Source organism: Modestobacter sp. VKM Ac-2978 (genome assembly GCF_026968025.1).
Lineage (GTDB): Bacteria > Actinomycetota > Actinomycetes > Mycobacteriales > Geodermatophilaceae > Modestobacter.
The window spans coordinates 572,959-595,622 of sequence record NZ_JAPVBP010000003.1 but is presented as its reverse complement, the minus strand read 5'-3'; the positions used below and the strand labels follow the sequence as shown (position 1 = coordinate 595,622).

The 22,664-nt window shown below is 73.8% G+C and carries 21 protein-coding genes; 11 read left to right on the top strand and 10 right to left on the bottom strand.

Annotation, left to right across the window (positions count from 1 at the left end):
• Positions 1-61 precede the first annotated feature (61 nt).
• The 3 genes from O2W53_RS10615 to O2W53_RS10605 all read left to right on the top strand — a co-directional run bounded on the left by O2W53_RS10615 (position 62) and on the right by O2W53_RS10605 (position 2,524).
• Positions 62-976: an esterase/lipase family protein gene (locus O2W53_RS10615; protein WP_269162983.1), complete on the top strand. Its 915-nt coding sequence runs from the start codon at positions 62-64 to the stop codon at positions 974-976.
• A gap of 252 nt (positions 977-1,228) precedes the next feature.
• Positions 1,229-2,083: a M23 family metallopeptidase gene (locus O2W53_RS10610; protein ID WP_269162982.1), complete on the top strand. Its 855-nt coding sequence runs from the start codon at positions 1,229-1,231 to the stop codon at positions 2,081-2,083.
• 30 nt (positions 2,084-2,113) lie between these two features.
• A complete protein-coding gene (locus O2W53_RS10605) occupies positions 2,114-2,524 on the top strand; it encodes a VOC family protein (protein WP_269162981.1) in 411 nt (136 codons plus the stop codon).
• A 30-nt stretch (positions 2,525-2,554) separates the two neighbouring features.
• On the opposite strand, the gene pcrA is transcribed toward O2W53_RS10605, so the two are convergent.
• Complete coding sequence (pcrA, locus tag O2W53_RS10600) at positions 2,555-4,846, bottom strand: DNA helicase PcrA (RefSeq protein WP_269162980.1); 2,292 nt, start codon at positions 4,844-4,846, stop codon at positions 2,555-2,557.
• Between the two features lie 262 nt (positions 4,847-5,108).
• Between pcrA and O2W53_RS10595 the strand changes: the two genes are divergently transcribed.
• From O2W53_RS10595 to O2W53_RS10580, 4 genes are all read left to right on the top strand, one after another.
• Complete coding sequence (locus tag O2W53_RS10595) at positions 5,109-5,399, top strand: chorismate mutase (RefSeq protein WP_269162979.1); 291 nt, start codon at positions 5,109-5,111, stop codon at positions 5,397-5,399.
• Positions 5,400-5,476: 77 nt separating this feature from the next.
• Positions 5,477-6,595, top strand: a complete 1,119-nt coding sequence (locus O2W53_RS10590; protein WP_269162978.1) for a GGDEF domain-containing protein — start codon at positions 5,477-5,479, stop codon at positions 6,593-6,595.
• Between the two features lie 88 nt (positions 6,596-6,683).
• Positions 6,684-7,418 (top strand): PIG-L deacetylase family protein, encoded by a 735-nt coding sequence (locus O2W53_RS10585; protein WP_269162977.1) that lies wholly within the window; start codon positions 6,684-6,686, stop codon positions 7,416-7,418.
• 113 nt (positions 7,419-7,531) lie between these two features.
• Positions 7,532-8,902 (top strand): acetamidase/formamidase family protein, encoded by a 1,371-nt coding sequence (locus O2W53_RS10580; protein ID WP_269162976.1) that lies wholly within the window; start codon positions 7,532-7,534, stop codon positions 8,900-8,902.
• A 49-nt stretch (positions 8,903-8,951) separates the two neighbouring features.
• Here O2W53_RS10580 and O2W53_RS10575 read toward each other — a convergent pair whose 3' ends face one another.
• The gene (locus tag O2W53_RS10575) at positions 8,952-9,611 is read right to left on the bottom strand and encodes a response regulator (RefSeq protein ID WP_269162975.1); all 660 of its coding nucleotides are present in this window, start codon (positions 9,609-9,611) and stop codon (positions 8,952-8,954) included.
• A complete protein-coding gene (locus O2W53_RS10570; protein WP_269162974.1) occupies positions 9,608-10,846 on the bottom strand; it encodes an ATP-binding protein in 1,239 nt (412 codons plus the stop codon). The genes O2W53_RS10575 and O2W53_RS10570 overlap by 4 nt, the downstream gene beginning before the upstream one ends.
• 134 nt (positions 10,847-10,980) lie before the next feature.
• On the opposite strand from O2W53_RS10570, the gene O2W53_RS10565 reads away from it, so the two are divergent.
• A complete protein-coding gene (locus O2W53_RS10565) occupies positions 10,981-11,916 on the top strand; it encodes a PspC domain-containing protein (protein ID WP_269162973.1) in 936 nt (311 codons plus the stop codon).
• Positions 11,909-12,193: a hypothetical protein gene (locus O2W53_RS10560; RefSeq protein ID WP_269162972.1), complete on the top strand. Its 285-nt coding sequence runs from the start codon at positions 11,909-11,911 to the stop codon at positions 12,191-12,193. The genes O2W53_RS10565 and O2W53_RS10560 overlap by 8 nt, the downstream gene beginning before the upstream one ends.
• A gap of 45 nt (positions 12,194-12,238) precedes the next feature.
• Here the strand turns inward: O2W53_RS10560 and O2W53_RS10555 are convergent, their stop codons facing one another.
• The 4 genes from O2W53_RS10555 to guaB all read right to left on the bottom strand — a co-directional run bounded on the left by O2W53_RS10555 (position 12,239) and on the right by guaB (position 17,860).
• On the bottom strand, positions 12,239-13,258 hold the full coding sequence (locus O2W53_RS10555) for a sodium:calcium antiporter (protein WP_269162971.1): 1,020 nt from the start codon (positions 13,256-13,258) through the stop codon (positions 12,239-12,241).
• A gap of 303 nt (positions 13,259-13,561) precedes the next feature.
• Complete coding sequence (gene guaA, locus O2W53_RS10550) at positions 13,562-15,157, bottom strand: glutamine-hydrolyzing GMP synthase (protein WP_269162970.1); 1,596 nt, start codon at positions 15,155-15,157, stop codon at positions 13,562-13,564.
• Between the two features lie 8 nt (positions 15,158-15,165).
• Positions 15,166-16,335, bottom strand: a complete 1,170-nt coding sequence (locus O2W53_RS10545; RefSeq protein WP_269162969.1) for a GuaB3 family IMP dehydrogenase-related protein — start codon at positions 16,333-16,335, stop codon at positions 15,166-15,168.
• Positions 16,336-16,339: 4 nt separating this feature from the next.
• Positions 16,340-17,860: an IMP dehydrogenase gene (gene guaB, locus O2W53_RS10540; protein ID WP_269162968.1), complete on the bottom strand. Its 1,521-nt coding sequence runs from the start codon at positions 17,858-17,860 to the stop codon at positions 16,340-16,342.
• A 190-nt stretch (positions 17,861-18,050) separates the two neighbouring features.
• Here guaB and O2W53_RS10535 point away from each other — a divergent pair, with 190 nt between their 5' ends.
• On the top strand, positions 18,051-18,485 hold the full coding sequence (locus O2W53_RS10535) for a DUF5319 family protein (RefSeq protein ID WP_269162967.1): 435 nt from the start codon (positions 18,051-18,053) through the stop codon (positions 18,483-18,485).
• Positions 18,486-18,562: 77 nt separating this feature from the next.
• Here the strand turns inward: O2W53_RS10535 and O2W53_RS10530 are convergent, their stop codons facing one another.
• Both O2W53_RS10530 and O2W53_RS10525 read right to left on the bottom strand, forming a co-directional pair.
• Complete coding sequence (locus O2W53_RS10530) at positions 18,563-19,357, bottom strand: hypothetical protein (RefSeq protein ID WP_269162966.1); 795 nt, start codon at positions 19,355-19,357, stop codon at positions 18,563-18,565.
• 98 nt (positions 19,358-19,455) lie between these two features.
• A complete protein-coding gene (locus O2W53_RS10525) occupies positions 19,456-20,214 on the bottom strand; it encodes a response regulator transcription factor (protein WP_269162965.1) in 759 nt (252 codons plus the stop codon).
• A 368-nt stretch (positions 20,215-20,582) separates the two neighbouring features.
• Here O2W53_RS10525 and O2W53_RS10520 point away from each other — a divergent pair, with 368 nt between their 5' ends.
• Complete coding sequence (locus O2W53_RS10520; RefSeq protein WP_036334333.1) at positions 20,583-20,882, top strand: WhiB family transcriptional regulator; 300 nt, start codon at positions 20,583-20,585, stop codon at positions 20,880-20,882.
• A 94-nt stretch (positions 20,883-20,976) separates the two neighbouring features.
• Here O2W53_RS10520 and O2W53_RS10515 read toward each other — a convergent pair whose 3' ends face one another.
• Complete coding sequence (locus O2W53_RS10515; protein ID WP_269162964.1) at positions 20,977-22,581, bottom strand: GGDEF domain-containing protein; 1,605 nt, start codon at positions 22,579-22,581, stop codon at positions 20,977-20,979.
• Positions 22,582-22,664: the final 83 nt, after the last annotated feature.

The window sequence follows — 22,664 nt, the reverse complement described above, 5'->3', positions numbered from 1 at the left end:
ACACCACTGCTCATGGCGCGCCGCCCGGCGCGGTGCCGAGGCGGACGGGAGGGGGAACGGCGTGCACGAGCCCGTCCTGCCCTCCGCACCAGCCTGGCACGCCCCGCGCGCGGGAGCACGGAGCGACGTCCCCGCGGCGCCGACACTCCCGCGCCGCACCGGCCTCCGGCGACTGGTCTCCCCGGGTGCGCTCACCGGCAGCCTCACCGAGCTGGCCTGGGTCGGCGCTCACACCCTGCTCTACCCCCTGGGCACCCGCACCGAGCGGCTGCGCCCGGACGGGAGCTACCGCCCCGGCGCGCAGCCCGCCGCCGTCCGCGCCCTGTTCGCCGCCGACCCCCTCGCGGCCCGGATCCCCGTCGTGCTGGTCCACGGGCTGATCGACAACCGGTCGGTGTTCACGGTGATGCGCCGCAGCCTCCGCCGGCGCGGCTTCGCCCAGGTCTGCACCTGGAACTACAGCCCGCTCCTGCGCGACGTGGAGAGCGCCGCCGAGGCACTGGGCCAGCACATCGAGGAGGTCTGCCGGGCGACCGGCCACGACCGGGTGCACGTGGTCGGTCACAGTCTCGGCGGGCTGGTCGCCCGGTACCTCGTGCAGCGCCTGGGCGGCGATGCGCGGGTGGAGTCCCTGGTGACCCTCGGGACGCCGCACGGCGGGAGCCGGTGGGCGCACGTCCTACCCACCCGCCTGGTGCGCCAGCTGCGGCCGGGGTCGGACCTGTTCCAGGAGCTCGCCGCCCCGGCGCCGCAGTGCCGCACCCGCGTGACGGCGGTCTACAGCGACCTGGACCAGATGGTCGTGCCGTCGTCGGCCGGGCGATGCGAGCACCCCGATCTCCGGGCCCGCAACGTGCTCGTACCGGGCGTCGGGCACATGTCGCTGCCGATCCACCGGGGCGTGGTCGACGAGGTCGCCGCGACCCTGGCCGGCCTGCGCAGCGCCGAGGCGGACCCTCCCGCCGCTGCCGCCTGACCACGACGACAACACCTGCCAAGTGCGGGTGTCGTCACTCATCGTTTGTGGTGTCGACACGCGCTGTCAGATCGTTGAACCACCCATCGCCCCTCCGTAGCGTCGCGAATGACACCGATGGGATTTCCACCGGCGTCACCGAACCGCAGTGCCAGCACCCGCCGCCCCGCGCGGCCCGCTGGTGCTCGACGACGCCCGGCTCCCCGCGGCGTGCTGCCCGGGAGGTGCCCGTTGTCCCGTATGCGAACACTCGTGGGCCGCACGCAGTCCGAGATCGTCCCCGCCGTCGCCCCGACCGACCCGTCCGGCGACTGGGCCGACGACTTCGACGGCGACTGGGACTGGGACCGCGAGTGGGCGGCCACCCAGGACGCCGACCCGAGCACCGCCGCCCGCGCCACGGCGGGACCCGACGAGACCCCCGCGAGCCCCCCGGACGACGTCGCACGACGCGCGTTCCCCCGCCCGCCGCGGCGCCGGGCACCCGCGCTGCTGGCCGTCGCCGTCGCCGGCGCCCTGGCGACCTCGCTGCTGGGCGGACTCAGTGACCCGGAGCCCGCGCCGGTGGCCTCTGGGGTGGACTACGGGCTGGGTCTGGCCGATGCCAGCTTCGCCGGCGGCGTGGACGTCGAGGGCGCGCGCGGGGAGATCAGCCAGGCGGAGGCCCAGGCCCGGCTGAGCGAGATCGCCGCCTCCCGGGCCGCCCGCGAACCGGACTTCGTCGTCCCCACCGCCGGGCGGCTGACCACCTGCTTCTGCCAGCGCTGGGGCACCATGCACTGGGGTCTGGACCTCGCTGCCCCGCTCGGAACCCCGATCTTCGCTGCCGCCGACGGGGTCGTGCTGCGCGCCGGCCCGGCGTCGGGCTACGGCAACGCCGTGTACATCCAGGACGCCGACGGGAACGTCCAGATCTACGGGCACATGCGCTACTACGACGTGGCGGCCGGCGACGTCGTCTCGGCCGGCGAGCAGATCGCCAAGGTCGGCAACCAGGGCCAGTCGACCGGGCCGCACCTGCACTTCGAGATCCACCGCGGTGGGATGAACGGCAAGCCGATCGACCCCGAGGACTGGCTCGCCGAGCGGGGCCTCTCCGTCGGCTGAGGCACCGCCGACGTCCCTACGCTGCCGGGCATGACCGCCCCGACTCCGTACCTGCACCTGCCCGGTACCGCGCGTGAGGCGCTGGCCTCCTACGCGGCCGTCTTCGGCTGCGGGTTCGCCGCGCACTCCTTCGCCGACTTCGGGCGCGAGGACGGCCCGGCCGACGCCGTGGCCCACGGGTACCTGGTGGACTCACCGGTCGCCCTGTTCGCCGCCGACGCGGCCGGCGACGAGCAGGCCTTCCGGTCTGCGGGACTGATGTGGTCGCTGCTGGGGGTCGCCGCCCCGGCCACCCTGCGCAGGTGGTTCACCGGCCTGTCGGCGGGTGGGCGGGTCGTGGAGGACCTGCAGCGGCGCCCCTGGGGCGCCTCCGACGGCCAGGTGGTCGACCGCTTCGGCGTCCACTGGCTGATCGGCTTCGAGGGCGACGAACAGCCCTGACCCACGGGCCCCTTGCAGCGGGGACGCGCCTCAGAGCTTGACGAGCGGGGCGTACCGCAGCACGAGCCGCTTGGTGCCGCCGGAGCCGAAGTCGACCGTGGCCTGCGCCTTGTCACCGGCGCCGTTGATCTCGACCACCGTGCCGAGCCCGAAGGCGTCGTGGCTGACCCGGTCGCCGACGTCGACGCTGATCACCGCCCGGTTGCCCGCACCGCCGCGCAGGCCCCCGGTCGACAACCCGGTCGAGGCGACCCGGGCCTGGGCGGAGCTCATCGGCTTGCTGGGCGCCGGCTCCAGCCGCTCCCAGTGGACGGCGTCGGACGGCAGCTCGTCGAGGAACCGGGACGGCGGGTTGTAGGCCGGCTGCCCCCAGCTGGTGCGCACGGTCGCCCGGGAGAGGAACAGCCGCTGCCGCGCCCGGGTGATGCCCACGTAGGCCAGCCGCCGCTCCTCCTCCAGCTCCCGCGGGTCACCGAGGGCCCGCAGGTGCGGGAAGACGCCGTCCTCCAGGCCGGTGAGGAAGACCACCGGGAACTCCAGGCCCTTGGCGGTGTGCAGGGTCATCAGGGTGACCACGCCGGCCTCGTCGCCGCTGACCGGGATCTGGTCGGCGTCGGCGACCAGCGAGACCTGCTCGAGGAACTCGGTGACGGTGCCCCCGGGGTTGGCCGCCTCGAACTCGGCGGCCACCGAGATGAGCTCGTTGAGGTTGTCGACCCGTCCCTCGTCCTGCGGGTCGGTGCTGGCCTCCAGCTCGGCGAGGTAGCCGGTGCGGTCCAGCACGCTCTCCAGCAGCGCCGCCGGGCCCGATCCGGTCTCGACCAGCTGCTCGAACTCCTCCAGCAGCGCGACGAACTCCTGGATCGCCTTGAGCGACCGGGTGGCCAGGTCACCGACCTCCGAGCACCGGCGCAGCGCGCTGGCGAACGGGATCCGCTCGCGGTCGGCGAACCGCTCGACGCACGCCTCGGCCCGCTCGCCGATGCCGCGCTTGGGGGTGTTCAGCACCCGCCGCAGGCTCACCACGTCGGCCGGGTTCGCGACCACCTTCAGGTAGGCGACCGCGTCCCGGACCTCCCGGCGCTCGTAGAAGCGCACCCCGCCGACGACCTTGTAGGGCATGCCGACCCGGATGAACACCTCCTCGAACACCCGGGAGGCGTTGTTGGTGCGGTAGAAGATCGCGATGTCCTTGGGTTGCGCCTTGCCCTCGTCGGTGAGGGCGTCGATCTGCTCGGCGACCCAGGCCGCCTCGTCGTGCTCGTTGTCGGCGACGTAGCCCTCGATCAGCTCGCCGTCACCGGCGTCGGACCACAGGTTCTTGGGACGGCGGGCGGTGTTGCGGGCGATCACCTGGTTGGCCGCGCGCAGGATGCGCTGGGTGGAGCGGTAGTTCTGCTCCAGCACGATGGTCGTGGCGTCGGGGTAGTCGCGCTCGAACTCGTCGATGTTGCGGATCGTCGCGCCGCGGAAGGCGTAGATCGACTGGTCGGCGTCCCCGACGACACACAGCTCGGCCGGTGGCACCGGGCCACCGTGCGTGCCGACCAGCTCGCGGACCAGCACGTACTGGGCGTGGTTGGTGTCCTGGTACTCGTCGACCAGCACGTGCCGGAACCGGCGGCGGTAGTGCTCGGCCACGTCGGGGAAGGCCTGGAGCAGGTGCACCGTGGTCATGATCAGGTCGTCGAAGTCCATCGCGTGCGCCTCGCGCAGCCGCCGCTGGTAGAGGGTGTACGCCTCCTTCAGCACCTTCTCCGGCGCCGTCTGCGGGGCGTAGGACTCCTCGTCCACGAGCTCGTTCTTCAGGTTCGAGACCTGGTTGGCCAGGCTGCGACCGGGATACCGCTTGGCGTCGAGGTCCAGGTCGCGGGCGACCATCGTCATCAGCCGGACCGAGTCGCCCTGGTCGTAGATGGTGAACGAGCTCTTCATGCCGAGCTTGGCGGCCTCGGCGCGCAGGATGCGCACGCACATCGAGTGGAACGTGGACACCCACATCGCCCGGGCCCGCGGGCCGACGAGGGCGGCGACGCGCTCCTTCATCTCGCCGGCGGCCTTGTTGGTGAAGGTGATCGCCATGATCTCGCCGGGCTGCACGCCGCGGGCACCGAGCAGGTAGGCGATGCGGTGGGTGAGCACCCGCGTCTTGCCCGACCCGGCGCCGGCGACGATGAGCAGCGGACTGCCCTCGTGCACCGTGGCCTCCCGCTGCGGGCCGTTCAGGCCGGCGAGCATCCGGTCGAGCTCGCGGCCGATCTGGCCGGAGGTCTGCCGGGGGAGCGCGGCGGTGCCGGGGAGGGTGTGCTGGGGGCTGTTCATGACCCCGCCACTCTAAGCCGGGGCACCGACAGCTCCGGGGGTCCCGCGTGTCGCCCCGGGACGGCGCGACCTGGCCACGCGGTCGGCCGTGTGACAGACTCCTCGGCGTGCTGACGCATCGCGAGTTTTCCTACGGCCACCGGGTTCCGGTGTCCGTACTCGCTGGCTGATCAGCCACCGCACACGACGCCCCGGGCCCAAGGCCCCGGGGCGTTTTCTGTGTCCCGGGTCCGATGGCCTCATCCCCGCCCCGGAGGACCCGATGAGCAGCACCCTCTCCCCTAGCGTCCCCACCGAGGACCCTGCCGACCCGGCCGAGCACATCGACGCACTGCGCGCCGAGATCGACGCCTGCGACGCGCAGATCATCGAGCTGGTCCAGCGTCGGCTGGCCGTCTCCCAGGAGATCGGCGCGCTGCGCACCGCCACGGGCGGCATGCGGCTGTCGCTGTCCCGCGAGCAGCGGGTGCTCGCCCGCTTCCGCGACGCCCTCGGCCCGGACGGCTCGACCCTCGGGATGATGCTGCTGCGCCAGGGCCGCGGCCGGCTCTGACCCCACCGGTCCCCCGATCGGGTTGAGCCCCGCGCGGGATGTTCAACGACCGGTCGCGCACGACCGATCCAGGTGGGGTGAGACCTCCTCCCGCCGGGTCCCGCGCGATGCGGTGGCTGCGCGGTGACGCACAGGACCGGACCCGGTTCGCCGACATGTACCTGCGTTTCCGGCGCCCGTACGTGTTCGGCGGCGCGGTCTCGGTGGCCAAGGTCGTCGGTGTCCCCTGGTTCGGCCTGCCGCTGGTCGCCCTCTTCCTCGCCGGGGGGCTGACCATGCTCGGCGCCGTGGTGGTCCAGCGCCGGCTGCGACGCCCGTCGGAGCCGGTGGTCGCCGCCGCCGTCCTGCTGCTCCAGCTGAACCTGGCCGTCGTGGTCCTGCTCACCGGCGGGGCCACCAGCCCCTACCTGGTCCTGCTGACCATCCCGCTGTTCAGCCAGGCGGTGTGCTTCCGCCCACCGGTGCTGGCCACCGGCGCGGCGCTCACCTTCCTGTTCGCCGGACTCGCCGTGCTCTTCGCCGACACCTTGCCAGCCGTCCCCGCCGCCCCGAGCACGGTCGGCCTCGTCGCATTCGGCACCGTGCTCCTCTGCCTGACGACGGCAGCCCGGTACCTGGCGTCCGCGGACCTGCACTCGCGCGACGGGGCCGTGCTCGATCCCATGACCGGGCTGTACAACCGGCTGACCCTCGCCGACAGGTTCGTCCAGGCCCAGGAGCGAGAAGCCGCCACCGGTGGGTCGCTCGCCCTGGTGATGTGCGACGTCGACCACTTCAAGTCCGTCAACGACACGTACGGGCACGCGCGCGGCGATGCCGTCCTGCAGGAGCTGGCCGACCGGCTGCGCACCGGCCTGCGCAGCACCGACGTCGCCTATCGGGTCGGCGGAGAGGAGTTCGTCGTCCTGCTCCCCGGCCGGGACGCCGCCGGTGCACAACGGGTCGCCGAGCGGATGCGGGCGGCGGTCGCCGACACCCCGGTGGCCGGGCTCCGGGTCACCGTCTCCGCCGGCGCGGTGAGCGCTCCCGCTGCGCAGGCCTCGCTGCCTGAGCTGCTGCGGGCGGCCGATGCGGCGCTCTACGCGGCGAAGGACGCCGGACGCAACCGGGTCGTCACCGGCGTCCCCGGCCAGCGCCTGGTCATCCCGCCGCACCCCGCTGCCGCGCACCCCCTCCTGGTGCCACCACTGACCTGATCCGACCGGCTCCAGGAGACCAGCTCATCCGGCTGACCCCGCGGACACAGGACGAGCCACCTAGGCTGCGCCGGGTGATGTCGCTGTGATGCCCGTTCCCCAGCACCCGGCCGAACACGTCGAGCGCGCCCTGTGCGTGCTCGCCCACCCCGACGACGTCGACTTCGGCAGCGCCGGCACGGTCGCCACATGGACGGCGGCGGGCACCGAGGTCACCTACTGCATGGTGACCGACGGGGACGCCGGGGGCTTCGACGAGACCCCGCGCGACCAGATGGGCCCGTTGCGCCGCGAGGAGCAGCGAGCCGCGGCCGCGGCGGTCGGTGTCACCGACGTCCGGTTCCTCGGGTACCCGGACGGACGGCTCGAGCCCACCCTGGACCTGCGTCGCGACATCAGCCGGGTGATCCGCCAGGTGCGGCCGCAGCGGGTGCTCACCAGCTCACCCGAGCGCTTCTGGGAGCGGATCGGCGCCAGCCACCCCGACCACATGACCGTGGGCGAGTCCACGTTGCGCGCGGTGTACCCCGACGCCCGCAACCCCTTCGCCTTCCCCGAGCTGCTGGCCGATGAGGGCCTGGAGGCCTGGACGGTGTCGGAGGTGTGGCTGGGCGGCGGCCCCCGCTCGGACCACGCCGTGGACGTGACCGACGTGCTCGACCGCAAGCTCGCCGCGCTGCGCTCGCACGTCAGCCAGGTCTCGCACTGGCCCGAGGGCCAGCTGGCGGAGTTCCTGACCGGCTGGATGCGGCAGAACGCGCGTGCCCACGGCCTGCCCGACGACCGCCTCGCCGAAGCGTTCCAGATCGTGCACACAGCGTGACCGACACCGGTTCGGACACCGGCCTGGAACGTGCCGGACTCCTGGCCACACAGCAGTAACACAGCTCACGTACACCTCTTCCGGTCCGCCCCCTCCGGCACCGGGAGAACACGATGACCGACGCACCCCACGAGCAACCGGAGCCGGCGACCGCCGCCGCACTGCTGGAGCGCGGGCTCGGCCGCCGCGCCTTCGTCCAGGCCGCTCTCGCCACCAGCGCCGTCATGGCCAGCGGCGTCGCCACGGCATCGCCGGCCGCCGCGACCGGGCGGTACCGGGGCAAGCTGCCCCGGCAGGTCCTCCAGCCGGGCACCGGCCCCATCGACGGGGACGTGTACCTGCCGTCCCGCGTCGACGAGGTCTACTGGGGCTACCTGCCCCGCACCACCGACGCACCGATCGCCCGGATGCGTTCCGGGCAGACGATCACCATCGACACGGTGAGCCACGAGGGGCTGCTGGAGGACCAGGGCCGCGACCCGGCGGCGTGGTTCGCCGCCCAGGGCGTCCCCCGCGAGCACGTGCTGGACGACGCCGTCGCCATCGCGGCCGGTTACGGCCGGCACCCGCGGGACTTCGACGTCGACGGCCCGCACGTGGTCACCGGCCCGGTGTACGTCGAGGGAGCGGCCCCCGGTGACGTGCTGAAGATCGAGCCGTTGTCGGCCTGGCCCCGGGTGCCGTACGGCGTCATCTCCAGCCGGCACGGCAAGGGCGCGCTCGCCGTCCAGTTCTCCCCCGACGCCGGGATCAGCCCCGCCGAGACGATGCCGCAGACGCCGGACGGCCGTGCCACCGGGGACCCGGCCCAGTACGGCAACGTCTCGGTCTTCACCCCGGTCCGCCTGGGACGTCGCGGCATCCCCACCGCCCACCTCCCGGTGGGCACGAGCGGCGAGGTCAGCTGGCCGCTGGACCCCTTCGCCGGGCTGATGGCGGTCGCCACGGTCGGCGACGCCCCGCAGCTGAACGACCCGTTGGTGAACTCGATCCCGCCGACCGTCGGCGGCGGCAACATCGACGTGAAGCACCTCAACGTCGGGTCCGCCTTCTACGTGCCGGTGGTCGCCGAGGGCGCCCTGTTCTCCACCGGCGACCCGCACATGTCGATGGGCAACGGCGAGGTGGCCCTCACCGCGATGGAGGGGTCGCTCCGGATCACCTACCGGCTCACCGTCTGCCGCCCGGGATCCGGCGACGCACCGTCGGTCGCCTTCCGGTACCCCTTCGGGGAGACGCCGGACGCCTGGGTGCCGATCGGCCTCTCCGACCCCGACGGCTCCCGCAACGGGCAGGGCAGTGACCTGGACGTCGCCAGCCGGCGGGCCGTGGTCAACGCGCTGGACTTCCTGCAGCACGACCTCGGCATGGACCGGGCGGTCGCCTACGCCTACCTGTCGGCGGCCGCGGACTTCGAGGTGTCCCAGGTGGTGGACCGCACCGTCGGGGTGCACGGCGTGATCCAGAAGAGCCACTTCCGCTGACGGAGGCCCCCGTCCTCGCGCGCCCGGGGCGAGCCGCGGGGGCGGGGCCTCACAGCAGGCGGTTCGTGGCCGCCCAGCGGGTGAGCTCGTTGCGGTTGGACAGCTGCAGCTTGCGCAGCACGTTGGAGGCGTGCGACTCCACCGTCTTCACCGAGATGAACAGCCGCCCGCCGATCTCGCGGTAGGTGTAGCCGCGGGCCAGCAGCTGCATCACCTCACGCTCGCGGGCCGACAGCAGGTCCAGGCCCGGGTCGGTGGCCGGGTCCTCGGCGGGGACCGGTGCGGCGGGGCCGGCGGAGAAGGCGTCCAGCACGAAGCCGGCCAGCCGGGGGCTGAAGACGACGTCGTCCTCGGCGACCCGGCGCACCGCGTCGCGCAGGTCGACCCCGGAGATCGTCTTGGTGACGTACCCGCGGGCCCCGGCCCGGATGACGGCGATGACGTCCTCGGCGGCGTCGGAGACCGACAGCGCCAGCCACCGGGTCTCGGGCAGCTCCGTGCGCAGCGACTCGAGGACGGCGTGGCCACCCCCGCCGGGCAGGTGCACGTCGAGCAGGACGACGTCCGGTGTGCTGGCCCGGATGCCGGTCACCGCGGTCGGGACGTCGGCTGCCTCGCCGACCACCTCGACCTCCTCGCCCAGCTCGGCGCGCACGCCGGCGCGGACCATCGCGTGGTCGTCGACGAGGAAGACCCGGGTGCGGTTCACAGCGACGCCTCCATCTGCGCACGTGGGAGGCAGAGCTCCACCTCGGTCCCCTCTCCCGGCGCGGACCGCACCGTCGCCGTGCCGTCCAGCCGGGTCAGCCGCCCCACCACCGAGTCGCGCAGTCCGCGCCGGTCGCCCGGCACGGCGGCGGGGTCGAACCCGGTCCCGCGGTCCCGGACGAAGACCGTCACCGAGCCCGGCGTCACCTCGCTGTACAGCGAGACCGACGACGCCCCCGAGTGCTTCGCCGCGTTGACCACCGCCTCCCGAGCGGCCTGGCCGAGAGTGGCGACCGCGTCGTCGACGGGCAGGTCACCGACGACGACGGGCTCGACGGTGACGGCGTGGTCGGCCTCCACCTCGGCCACCAGCCGGGCGACCAGCCCGGCCCAGGTGCCGCCGGTGGCGACGGTCGGCTCGTACAGCCAGGCCCGCAGCTCCCGCTCCTGGCTGCGGGCCAGCCGGTTCACCACCGTGGGGTCGGCCGCGTGCCGCTGGATCAGCGCGAGGGTCTGCAGCACCGAGTCGTGCAGGTGGGCGGCGACCGCGGCACGCTCCTCGGAGCGGATCCGGGCAGCCCGCTCGGTCGCGCGCTGGTCCAGCAGCCGGCGCCACAGCGGGGCGGTCGCCAGCGTCAGGCCGACCAGGATCACCACGGTGGCGGTGAAGCCGTTGCGCGCGTTGGCCAGCTGCCCGGTGGTGGCCAGCAGCAGCACCACCCCGACCACGCCGACGACGACGCCGGCGGCCAGCCCCCAGCGACTGGCGCTTCGGGAGAGCGAGGCGTCGGTCTCGGTCTGCCGCCAGATCAGCGCCAGCCCGATCCCGGCGAGCACCAGCGGCAGGACGACGTCGTAGCCGCCGAAGGTGAGCAGCTGGGAGACCAGCCCGAAGACGACGAAGGACAGCAGCGCCAGCAGGATCATCTGGCGGCGGCTGGGGCGCTGCCCGATCACGGCAGTCGGGTCGTCCTCCCCGGACGGGTCGGCGACCGGCATGGTCAGCCAGAGCAGCGCATAGGCGACGACGCCGACCCCGGTGAACGCCAGCCCGACCACGACGACCCGCACCACGAGCGGGTCCAGGCGCAGGTGTGCGGCGGTGCCGGCGACCACCCCGGCCAGCAGCCGGTCGCCGGCCGGCCGCGCCAGCGGGGGACGGGCCGGGCGGCCGTCGGGGAGCCGAGCCGCGGCCGGGGCGGGATGCCCGGCCGTCGGCGCGGTGCTGGTGGTCACGACACCGATGGTGTCATCGTCCCCGCGCCACGCACACCGGTGATCACCCGGAGGCAGGGCGACCGTCGCGGATCAGGGTCGGTCCAGGGGGTTCCCTGATACCGCGAGGCGATCGGAGTCGGCAGGCTCGTGGCATGACCTCAGCACTCCCTCCCTCCGCCCCGCCCCCGGCGGCCGAGCAGCCACCGGGCTCGTGGCCGCCTCCGCCGCCACCGGGCCCGGTGGCGCGTCCGCCGCTGCGCCGCAGCCGCACGGACCGGGTGATCGGCGGCGTCGCCGGCGGCCTGGCCGACTACACCGGTGTGGACGCCCTGCTGTGGCGGGTGGGCGCCATCGCGCTGACCCTCGCCGGCGGCAGCGGCCTGATCATCTACGTGCTGCTGTGGCTGCTCATGCCGGCCGCCCCCGCGGCGCCGCCCGGCCAGCCCGGTGTCCCGGACCAGGCCCGCACCGGCCCGCGTTCGCCGGTGCCCGGCGTGACGGTCGCGGCGCTGCTGATCATCGCTGGCATCGCGGTGCTGCTGGACCAGTTCACCGACGTGGAGCTGGGCGCCCGCGGCGTCCTGGGCATCGCCCTCCTCGTCGTCGGCGTCGGCCTGGTGGTCGGCGCGCTGACCGGGATCGGCCGGGGCGCCAAGGGCGGGCTCATCGGGCTGGGCCTGGTGCTCTCCGTGGCGCTGGCGATCGCCTCGACCGTCGACGTCCCGTCCGGCGGGATGGGCGACCGCACCTGGCGGCCGGCGTCGGCCGCCGCCGTGCAGTCGGACTACGAGAACGGCGCCGGCGACCTGCTGCTGGACCTGCGCGACGTCGACCTCGACGACCTGGACTCCCCGATCACCACCCGGATCGAGTCCGGGATCGGCGACATCGAGGTGATCGTGCCCTTCTCCGCCGACGTGGAGCTGGACGTCGTCCAGGGGATCGGCGAGACCGACCTGTTCGGCGACAGCGTGACGAGCGGCTTCTTCCCCGGTGTGGGAACGGACGAGTGGTCCGGGGACTCCGAGCCGGAGTTCGAGATCATGATCGACTCCGGACTGGGCGACGTGGAGGTGTCCCGTGGCTGAGCACGACCCCTACGGACGGCAGGACACCGAGGTGTTCCCGCAGAGCACGACCGGCAGCTCCACCGCCTCCCCCGGCGACTCCTCCGACCGCCGACGCGACATCGACCCGGGGGCACTGGTGGCCGGGGTGCTGTTCATCCTGGTGGCGGTGCTGCTGATGGCCGGGGTGGACCTGGACCTCGCCTGGTTCGGCGGCGGCATCGCCTGGGTCATCCTGGTCGGGGCCGGGGTCGCGCTGCTGGTCAACGAGTGGCGCAAGGCCCGCCGCCGGGGCTGAGATCAGTGGTGGCCGGGCCCGGGGGACGCCCCCGGCCCCGGCCACTCAGCGCGTGATGACCGCCAGGGCCACGGTGCCGAGGTAGATCAGCGGCAGCAGGATGCCCTCGAAGCCGATCCCCTTGCGCTCGCGCATCACCAGCCCGGTCGCCAGCACGACGGTCATCAGGATCGTGCCGCCGAGCAGGACCAGGCTGATCTCACCGGCGTCGCGGTAGACCGGCCCCTCCAGGTAGGCGATGTCGGCCACCGGGATCATCAGGGTGTCGAAGACGTTCCCGCCGATGATGTTGCCGATGCCCAGGGTCAGCGCCCCCATCCGCACCGCGGTGATCAGCACGACGAGCTCCGGCAGCGAGGTGACCGCCGTGGTCAGGGTGAAGCCGACGACGCCGCTGGGCAGCCCGGTCGCCTGGACGACACCCAGTCCCGCCTGGCCGATCACCCAGCCGGCGACGCCGACGACCAGCGCCAGCGACGCGAGCCGGCCCCACAGCCGACGGGTCGAGGCGTCGGTGCCGTCGGGTTCGACGTCCTCGACCGTGGCCGAGGTCTGGATGGGTTGCCACATGGGGTGGTCGTGCATCCGCCGGAGCAGGACCAGCCCGTAGCCGTAGAGCAGCGGGATGAGCAGGGTCACCGGGTGGATCCAGCCCCACTGCAACGTGGGGGTGGCGTAGGCGACCACCGGCAGGGACAGCATCCCGACCAGGAGCAGCGCCTGCAGCACGTTCTCCAGTGAGGCGGCGGCGTGCTCCAGGTTGGCCCGGCGGTAGACCAGGTCGGCGATGGCCAGCCAGACCGTCTGCACCGCGACCCCGCCGATCGGGTTGGCCAGGCCGAACCCGGGATCGCCCTCCAGTGCGCCCGTCGCGGTGGTCACGATGCCCGGCAGGGAGGTGACCGCACCGAGCAGCAGGGCGCCACCGATCGCGTCGCCCAGCCCGGTCCGGTCGGCGAGCTCGTCGGCGGCGCGGGTCAGCCGGATGCCGGCGAAGACGATCACCGCCGCCATGGCGACGAGGGCCAGCGCGCTCGGCCAGAGTGGCCACACCCCGGCGGTCACTCCGGTACCTCCTCGCGTGGTCGATCAGATCGCCGACAACCTGATCATGAGGGCCCGGGCCCCGCCACTCGGCGCCCCCGAACAGGTGACGCGTCGGAGCGCCCCGTCCGACCTCTGCAGCGACGTCAGAAAGAGCTGCCGCGCCGGAGCGCCCCCGCCCGACCTGCGCGGCGGCATCAGGGCGTGGTGACGGGCCAGGTCAGCCTCGCGGCTCTGGTGCCCGGCCCGAGCGCCAGCGAGGGCCGGTCAGGCCCCCTCCAGGGGCCCGCCCTGAGCCTGCGAAGGGTGGGGAGGAGGGGGTCCTTACTCCCACTCGATGGTGCCCGGCGGCTTGCTCGTCACGTCGAGCACGACCCGGTTGACCTCGGCCACCTCGTTGGTGATCCGGGTGGAGATCTTCGCCAGCACGTCGTAGGGCAGCCGGGTCCAGTCCGCGGTCATCGCGTCCTCGCTGGACACCGGGCGCAGCACCACGGGGTGGCCGTAGGTGCGCCCGTCGCCCTGCACGCCCACGCTGCGGACGTCGGCCAGCAGCACCACCGGGCACTGCCAGATCTCGGTGTCCAGGTGCGCCGCGGTGAGCTCCTCGCGGGCGATCGCGTCGGCCTGGCGCAGTACGTCCAGCCGGTCGCGGGTGACCTCGCCGATGATCCGGATGCCCAGGCCCGGGCCGGGGAAGGGCTGGCGCTGCACCAGGGTGTCGGGGAGGCCCAGCTGCCGGCCGACCTCGCGCACCTCGTCCTTGAACAGCGTGCGCAGCGGCTCGACCAGGGTGAAGGTGAGGTCCTCGGGCAGCCCGCCGACGTTGTGGTGGCTCTTGATGTTCGCCGTCCCGGTGCCGCCACCGGACTCCACCACGTCGGGGTAGAGGGTGCCCTGCACCAGGAAGTCGACGGTCTCGCCGTGCTCCTTGGCGTCGGCGATCACGTCGAGGGCAGCCTGCTCGAAGACCCGGATGAACTCCCGGCCGATGATCTTCCGCTTCGTCTCCGGGTCGCTGACCCCGGCCAGCGCGGCGAGGAACTGCTCGCTGGCGTCGACGACGCGCAGGTCGGCTCCGGTGACGGCGACGAAGTCCCGTTCGATCTGCTCGGTCTCGCCCTCCCGCATCAGCCCGTGGTCGACGTAGACGCAGGTGAGCCGGTCCCCGATGGCCCGCTGGACCAGCGCCGCGGCCACCGCGGAGTCGACCCCACCGGAGAGCCCGCAGATGGCCCGCCGGTCGCCGATCTGGGCGCGTATGGACGCCACCTGCTCGTCGACGACGTTGGCCATCGTCCAGCTCGGCTCCAGGCCGGCGATGTCGAACAGGAAGTGCTCGAGCACCGTCTGCCCGTGCGGGGTGTTCTTCACCTCGGGGTGGAACTGCACGCCGGCCAGCCGCCGGTCGACGTCCTCGAAGGCCGCTACCGGGGCGCCGGTGCTGGTGGCGGTGACGGTGAACCCGGGCGGCGCGGCGCTGACCGCGTCGCCGTGGCTCATCCACACCGACTGCTCGTTCGGCAGCTCGCCGAACAGCTGACCGGGGGTGGTCACGGTCAGCGGGGTGCCGCCGTACTCCCGGTCGCCGGTGCGGGCCACGGTGCCGCCGAGGCTGGCGGCCATCGCCTGGAAGCCATAGCAGATGCCGAAGGCCGGCACCCCCGCCTCGAAGACGGCCGGGTCGACCTGGGGGGCGTCCTCGGCGTAGACGCTGGAGGGCCCGCCGGAGAGCACGATCGCCGCCGGCTTGCGGGCCAGCAGCTCGGCGACCGGCACGTCGGAGCCGACGAGCTCGGAGTAGACCCCGGCCTCTCGGATCCGGCGGGCGATCAGCTGGGCGTACTGGGCACCGAAGTCGACGACCAGCACGGTCGGGAAGTCCATCGTGGCCGGGCTGCTGGTGGTGGGGCTGCTCATCGGGGGCGTCAGCCCACCAGGTGGCCGGGACCGGCCGCGGTCTCGCCGTTGCCACCGATCACCAGGTCGACCCGCTGGAACTCCTTGAGGTCCCGGTAGCCGGTCTTGGCCATGGTGCGGCGCAGGGCACCGAAGAGGTTGGTGCGCCCGTCGGCGGCGGTGGCCGGGCCGAGCAGCACCTCCTCCAGCGAGCCGCGGGCCGTCGCCGGTGCGGACGTGCCGCCGCGGGGCAGCCGCGGGTGCGCGGCCACGGAGTCCCACCACACGCCGCCGGCCGGCGCCTCCGCGGCGGTGCGCAGCGGCTCCCCGAGCTGGACGGCGTCGGCACCACAGGCCAGCGCCCGGGCGATGGCGCCGCTGGTCTCGATCCGACCGTTGGCGATGACGTGCACGTACCGGCCACCGGTCTCGTCGAGGTAGTCGCGGCGGGCCGCCGCTGCGTCGGCGATCGCGCTGGCCAGCGGGACCCGGATGCCCATCACGGCGTCGGCGGTGGACCAGCTGTCGGCCCCCACGCCGACGATCACGCCGGCGGCGCCGGTGCGCATCAGGTGCAGCGCGGTCTGGTAGTCCGCCGCGCCGCCGACGATCACCGGGACGTCGAGGTCGGCGATGAACTCCTTGAGGTTCAGCGCCTCCCCGGTGGTGGTCACGTGCTCGGCGGAGACGATCGTGCCCTGGATGACCAGCAGGTCGACCCCGGCGGCGAGCACGGTCGGGGCGAGCGCCACGGTGTGCTGCGGGGAGACGCGCACCGCCGTGGTCACCCCGGCGTCCCGCACCTCCTTGATCCGGGCGGCGATCAGGTCCGGCTTGACCGGCTCGGCGTAGACCTCCTGCAGCAGCGCGGTCGGCGGGCCGCTGTCGGCCCCGGCGGCGTCGCGCAGCCGGCGGTAGACGTCGGTCGGGTCGTCGTACCGGGCCCACAGGCCCTCGGCGTTGAGCACACCCAGCCCGCCGGCCTGACCGACCGCGACGGCGGTCTCCGGGCTGACCACCGCGTCGCTGGGGCTGGTGACGAGCGGGATCTCGAACCGGAAGGCGTCGATCTGCCAGGCGGTGGAGACGTCGTCGTGGTCCCGGGTGCGCCGGGACGGGACGATCGACACCTCGTCCAGGTCGTAGCCCCGGCGGGCGAAGCGGTTCAGGCCGATCTCGACGTTGTCACGTACTGGCATGGGGTCAGCGGCCTCGGTAGTTGGGGGCTTCGACGGTCATCTGGATGTCGTGCGGGTGGCTCTCGGTGAGCCCGGCGGAGGTGATCCGGGTCAGCTGGCCGCGCTCCTGCAGGTCGGCGACGGTGGCCGCACCCGCGTAGCCCATGCCGGCACGGAGGCCGCCGACCAGCTGGTGGGCGACCCCGGACAGCGGCCCGCGGTAGGGCACCTGGCCCTCGATCCCCTCGGGCACGAGCTTGTCGTCGGAGAGGACGTCGTCGGCGAAGTAGCGGTCCCGGCTGAAGGACTGGTTGCCGCGCTTCTGCATCGCGCCGAGGGAGCCCATGCCGCGGTAGGTCTTGTACTGCTTGCCGTTCATGAAGACCAGCTCCCCTGGGGCCTCCTCGACCCCGGCGAACAGGCCGCCGATCATGACGGTGTCCGCGCCGGCGACCAGCGCCTTGACGATGTCACCGGAGTACTGCAGCCCGCCGTCGGCGATGACCGGCACCCCGGCCGGGCGGGCGGCGAGCGCGGCCTCGTAGATGGCGGTGACCTGCGGGACGCCGACCCCGGCCACCACGCGGGTGGTGCAGATCGAGCCCGGCCCGACGCCGACCTTGACCGCGTCGACCCCGGCGTCGATCAGCGCCTGCGCGCCGGCGCGGGTGGCGACGTTGCCGCCGACCACCTGCACGCCGTGGCCGACGTTCGCGAACTCCTTCTTCACCCGGGCGACCATGTCCAGCACGGCGCGCTGGTGGCCGTGGGCGGTGTCGACGACGAGCACGTCGACCCCGGCGTCCACGAGCAGGCCGGCGCGCTTGTAGGCGTCCTCGCCCACGCCGAGGGCGGCACCGACGGTCAGCCGGCCGCCGACGTCCTTGGTGGCGTTGGGGTACTGGTCGCGCTTGACGAAGTCCTTGACGGTGATCAGCCCGCGCAGCCGGCCGGCGTCGTCCACCAGCGGCAGCTTCTCGATCTTGTGCTGCTTGAGCAGCGCCAGCGCCCGATCCGGGTCGACGCCCACCGGGGCGGTGACCAGCGGCAGCGGCGTCATCACGTCGCGCACCAGCTGGTGCTGGTCGGTCTCGAAGCGCATGTCGCGGTTGGTGACCATGCCGACCAGCACGCCGTCGGCGTCGACGACCGGGGCCCCGGAGATCCGGTAGCGCGCCGACAGCGCGTCGACCTCGGCGAGGGTGTTCTCCGGGGAGCAGGTGACCGGGTTGGTGACCATGCCGGCCTCGGAGCGCTTGACCAGGTCGACCTGGCCGGCCTGGTCCTCGGCGGCGAGGTTGCGGTGCAGGACCCCGATGCCACCGGCACGGGCCATGGCGATCGCCATCCGCGACTCGGTGACGGTGTCCATCGCGGAGGAGACCAGCGGGATGGCGAGCCGGATGCCGCGGGTCAGCCGGCTGCTGGTGTCCACGTCGGTGGGCACGATGTCCGAGGCCCCGGGGACCAGCAGGACGTCGTCGTAGGTCAGCCCCAGCGGGGCGAACTTGGCCGGCAGTTCAGGGATGCGCTCGTCGGGCTGCATGTGCCGCCACCCTCTCGACTTCTTCGGTGGGAGCGCCTCGCCAGGCGCACGGGATCCCCTCACATGCTAGGCGGAGCACCGGAGGGCTCCCTCGCCCCGCTACCGTGGTCCGGCGGCCGGGCGTGCCCGGCCGACTGCTGGCTGACCAGCAGTGACCGAGGATGCCGGCCCTGGCCGGTGAGGAGGACACGTGGACGCGTGGGACGACGCATTCGGCGCGACCCCGGATCGCGACCCGGACTTCGGGGGCGAGCTCGGTTCCGGTGACCACTCGGTGCAGCCACCGCTGACCATGGAGGAACGGGCCGGGGTGCTCGACGACCTGGCCGAGCTGGAGGTCTTCCGCACGCTGCTGGAGCCCACCGGGGTCAAGGGCATCGTCGTGGACTGCCCCGACTGCGACGAGGAGCACCACGTCGACTGGGCGCTGATGCAGGCGAACCTGCGCCAGCTGCTCGACGAGGGGCAGACCGGCCGGCACGAGCCGCCGTTCGACCCCGACCCCGACGACTACGTCAGCTGGGACTACGCCAGCGGCTACGCCGACGGGGTCGCCGCCCTGGCCGAGCGCGAGGAGCCCACCGGCCGGCACGGCACCGGCGGCCGGCACGCCCGCGACGACTGACGGAGGCCCCGGAGGCTGAGCCGTATCGTCGACCGGTGACCCGCTGAGCGACACGGTCCACCGGTCGGCCAGGCGGCTCACCCCAGCGAGGCGCGCACCCGCCCCACGTCGCGCGGCACCGCACGGAAGAGCCGCTCGGCCGGGCCCGGGACCTCGAGCTCGCGGAGCACTCGCCGCTCCACCGCCGTCCAGCCCGGGCCGAGGTCCTCGTCGACGAGCCGGACGAACCGGATCCCGGTCGCCCGCACCAGGTCCTTCCGTCGCTTCTCGTCGAAGAGCACGTCCTCGGGGCGGCCGCCGTACGCGGGCCGCACGTACTTGACCCGACCGTCGAACTCCACGGCCACGGCGGCGTCCTCGTACCAACCGTCCACGACCTTGACCGACCGACCGTCGATCCACAGCTCCACCTGCGGCAGGTAGGGCGGCAGTCCAGCAGCGCGGAAGCGCAGCCGCCCCTTCGTCTCCAGCCACGTCTCGGCCCTCCCGTCCGCCGCGGCCACCGCCCGGACGGCCAGCGGAGCACGGGGAGCGAACCGGTGACGATCGAGGGTCGCCTGCAACTGCTCCGTGGTGACCAGGCCGCGCAGGAGTGCTGCGTCCAGCGCCGCGACCGCCGGCAGCTCCGGCCACTCCCGTGCGGTGTCGACCAGGGTCCGCGCGGGGGTCGTGAGCCGGAACTGGCCGCGGACGGTGACCTCGTCGTCCGGGAGCTGCGCCTTCGCCATCACGTAGCCCGGGCCGGTGCGCCAACGGAGCGGGTCGGTCAGCCGGACGTCCGGGGACAGGCCGGTGTGCAGCGGCAGACCCCACAGCCGGGCCGCGGTCGCGTGGCTCAACGCCGCAGTCGGCCGGGCCAACGCCGTGGTCACGAGAGCCACCTCAGCGACCGTTCGGCCGCTGCACGCCCCGGCTCACCGGTCGGTCAGGCGGCCGAGGCCCGCGCTCAGGCGTGTCTGCCTGCCTCAGCTCAGTGCATCATCCCGCGGCGGAAGCCGGTGGCCACGGCCTCGGCGCGGTCCTTGACACCCAGCTTGCGGAACAGCCGCCGCGCGTGGGTCTTGATCGTGTCCTCGGACAGGTAGAGCTCCCGGCCGATCTGGGCGTTGCTCTTGCCCTGGCTCATCCCGGTGAGCACCTGCATCTCCCGCGCGGACAGGGCGACCTGCGGCGTCTCGGGCACGGTGGAGCGCACCGTGGTCGGGGCCAGGCCGGCCAGCGGGCTGGCACCACCCCAGCCCGAGCCGGCGGGTGCGCCGGCGAACACGCCCGCCTGCTGGGGGCTGCGTGGCGCAGGGGCCAGCTGGTGGGGCAGGCGCCCGCCGTCGGGGCGCATGCCGGTACGGGACAGGCCCAGCCCGAGCTCGAGCGGGCTGGCGTCCCAGCGGAGGTACCCGCGGGCGCCGAGGGACACCGCGGCGCGCACGGTCTCGGCGTCGTCCGGTGCCCCGAGCATGAGCACCGGCAGCGCCGGGTGCGTGCGCAGGACCTGGGTGGCCACGGACAGCCCGCTGTCGGTCGCCCGCTGCGTGCCGACGAGCAGGACGTCGGGCACGCGGTTGTCCAGCCGGGCCATCAGCGACGCCGGGTCGGCGACGGCCTCGACGCGGCTGACGAACGGCAGGGCGAGCAGCCGGCCGGCGACGTCGTCCCGGACCCGGCGACGCTCGTCGAACACCCAGACGACGGATCCACCGCTGCCGTTGCCCCGCGTCCTGTCCTCGATCACGACTGCTCCCGTCTGCGCCGGTCGGAGCCGGCGGCGTACCGACCGGGCGTCGCCCGGGCGGGTGGCCGGAGCGGGGTGGTCCCCCCGCTCCCGGGAGCGCCGGCACCTCCGGTCTCCCGGACGGGTGTCGGGGTGTCCCCCACCCTGGTGGTCGGCACTCACTGTGATCACCTTGATCCTGTGGGTAGCGCGGCGACAGTGGCCGTCACCCCCGCGGGTGACGACCCGTGAGTGCGCGACGGCCGAAGCACAACTCGGCCGATCTCGCACGACGAACGCGATCGGTCGTGTTTGCGGCTCGTCGGCAGCGGGCATCGGCCCGGAAGCGACCGGGCAGACCCCCCGGTGCACCGAGCCGAGGAGGTCCAATGGCTGACATCCGCCGACTGCCCAACCCCGTGGCCGAGGTCTGGGACTGGCAGTTGCACGGTTCCTGCCGGGGCGAGAGCACCTCGCTCTTCTTCCACCCCGACGGTGAGCGCGGGCCGGCCCGTGCGCGCCGCCAGGCCGCTGCCAAGGCCGTCTGCGGACGTTGCCCGGTCATCGAGTCCTGCCTCCAGCACGCCCTGTCCGTCCGCGAGCCCTACGGGGTCTGGGGCGGCATGAGCGAGGAGGAGCGCGCGCGGCTGATCGCCGCCGAGCCCGCCGCCATCGCCGCTGCGGTCTGATCCGTCCGCGGGAGGCCTCCCCCGCTGACGAGATGCCGAGAGGGCCGGTCCGACGAACACGTCGGACCGGCCCTCTCGGCTGTTCGGGACCTGCTCACCCCAGCTCGCTGACGACGCGGTCCCGTCCCCGGGTCTTGGCCTCGTACAGGTGCTCGTCGGCGCGGCTGAGCAGGTCGGCGGGCGCCGTCCGCGCGCCCCCGGCCGTGGTCGCCACCCCGGCACTGAGGGTCACCGTGAGTCCGTCGGCCAGCTCGGCCCAGGGGTGGGCGGCAACCGCCCGGCGCAGGTCGTCCAGCTGCCGGACGGCGCGCGGCAGGTCCCCGCCGACGAGCACCAGCAGGAACTCCTCGCCCCCCATCCGCGCGACGAAGCCACCCGGCACGGCACCGCCCGACGCCGCCACCTCGAGTCTCGCCGCCACCGCGCGGAGCACCTGGTCACCGACGTCGTGCGACCACGTGTCGTTGATCCGCTTGAAGTGGTCCAGGTCGACCAGTGCCACGGAGACGATCTCGGTGGTCACGCTCGCCCGGTCCAGCAGCTGCGGCAGCTGGTCGTCGACGAAGCGGCGGTTGTACAGGCCGGTCAGCGGGTCGCGCAGCGAGAGCTCGCGGTAGCGCCGGCTCTGCCGCCGCGCCTCGGTCGCCTCGTACATCGCCTGCAGTGCCCGGGCCCGGGCGTCGCGTTGCGCGGACTGGAGGTCCAGCGCCGCCTGGCTGTAGAGCTGGTGCTCCTCGAACGCCGCCTTGTAGTCCGCACCCGCTGCGTGCAGCTCGGCCTGCTCCCGCCGGGCGCGCACCCGGATGGCGGTCAGCCCGTGCTGCTCGCACCGGCGCACGCACTCGTCCAGCACCTCCTGGGCGCCCGCCACGTGCCCCCGCCGGCGGCGCACCTCGGCCAGGGTCAGCAGGAAGTCGGCGCCGGCGTCCCCGTCCGGCGAGGCGTCCAGCGCCCCGGACTCGGTCCCCGGGGCGAGCGCGTGCTCCGCCTCCTCCAGCCGGCCCAGGCCCAGGAGGGCACGGGCGATGGTGTCCAGCCGCCCGACGTGCAACGGCACCCGGTGCCGTTCGGCGAGGGCCTGCAGCTGCGTGCTCAGGCCCAGTGCGCCCTCGTACCGGCCGGCGATCGTCTCCACGTAGGCCCAGTTGTTCAGGATCAGCAACTGGCGGTCCACGTCGCCGAGCTGCTCGGCGAGACCGAACACCTCCGCATAGCGCTCCCGGGCCCCCTCGTCACCCTGCAGGCCCTGGCAGTCGGCCATCCGGGCGAGGTGGTCGATCCGCTGCACCGGCGGGTCCTCGTCCCCGAGCAGGTGCACCGACTGGACGGCGTGCTCCAGGGCGAGCGACAGGTCGCCCAGCTCCTGCAGGACGGCCGCCAGCAGGAAGTGGCTGCGGGACAGCAGGTGCCGGGCGTTCGCGTCGGTGGCCCAGCGCTGCACCTCGCGGGCGATCCGGCCGGCCTCGGCCACGTCGCCGCGCCGTCGGGCCAGGTCGGCCAGCACCAGCCGGGCACGCAGCTCCAGCTCGGGTGCGCCCAGCGCGCGGGCGGCGTCCTCGGCCTGTTGCGCCCGGTCGCCGATGCCGTCGACGTCGAAGCGGGACAGCGCCTCCAGTCGGTCGAGGGCAGCCGCCAGCTCGACGGCGTCCTCAGGGGTCGCCGGATCCGGGCGGGCCACCGCCCGCTCACCGACCTCCACGTCCTGCACCCCACCCCATCGGCGGCACGAACGGCACGTTGAGCCCCTGTCTCGGTGGACTGACCCTCTTGGGTGGTGCGCCC

Coding starts and splice junctions, on each gene's coding strand:
- O2W53_RS10605 (WP_269162981.1), top strand. CDS start 2,114: ATGACCGCCCCGACTCCGTACCTGCACCTGCCCGGTACCGCGCGTGAG.
- pcrA (WP_269162980.1), bottom strand. CDS start 4,846: ATGAACAGCCCCCAGCACACCCTCCCCGGCACCGCCGCGCTCCCCCGG.
- O2W53_RS10595 (WP_269162979.1), top strand. CDS start 5,109: ATGAGCAGCACCCTCTCCCCTAGCGTCCCCACCGAGGACCCTGCCGAC.
- O2W53_RS10585 (WP_269162977.1), top strand. CDS start 6,684: ATGCCCGTTCCCCAGCACCCGGCCGAACACGTCGAGCGCGCCCTGTGC.
- O2W53_RS10580 (WP_269162976.1), top strand. CDS start 7,532: ATGACCGACGCACCCCACGAGCAACCGGAGCCGGCGACCGCCGCCGCA.
- O2W53_RS10565 (WP_269162973.1), top strand. CDS start 10,981: ATGACCTCAGCACTCCCTCCCTCCGCCCCGCCCCCGGCGGCCGAGCAG.
- guaA (WP_269162970.1), bottom strand. CDS start 15,157: ATGAGCAGCCCCACCACCAGCAGCCCGGCCACGATGGACTTCCCGACC.
- O2W53_RS10545 (WP_269162969.1), bottom strand. CDS start 16,335: ATGCCAGTACGTGACAACGTCGAGATCGGCCTGAACCGCTTCGCCCGC.
- guaB (WP_269162968.1), bottom strand. CDS start 17,860: ATGCAGCCCGACGAGCGCATCCCTGAACTGCCGGCCAAGTTCGCCCCG.
- O2W53_RS10520 (WP_036334333.1), top strand. CDS start 20,583: ATGGCTGACATCCGCCGACTGCCCAACCCCGTGGCCGAGGTCTGGGAC.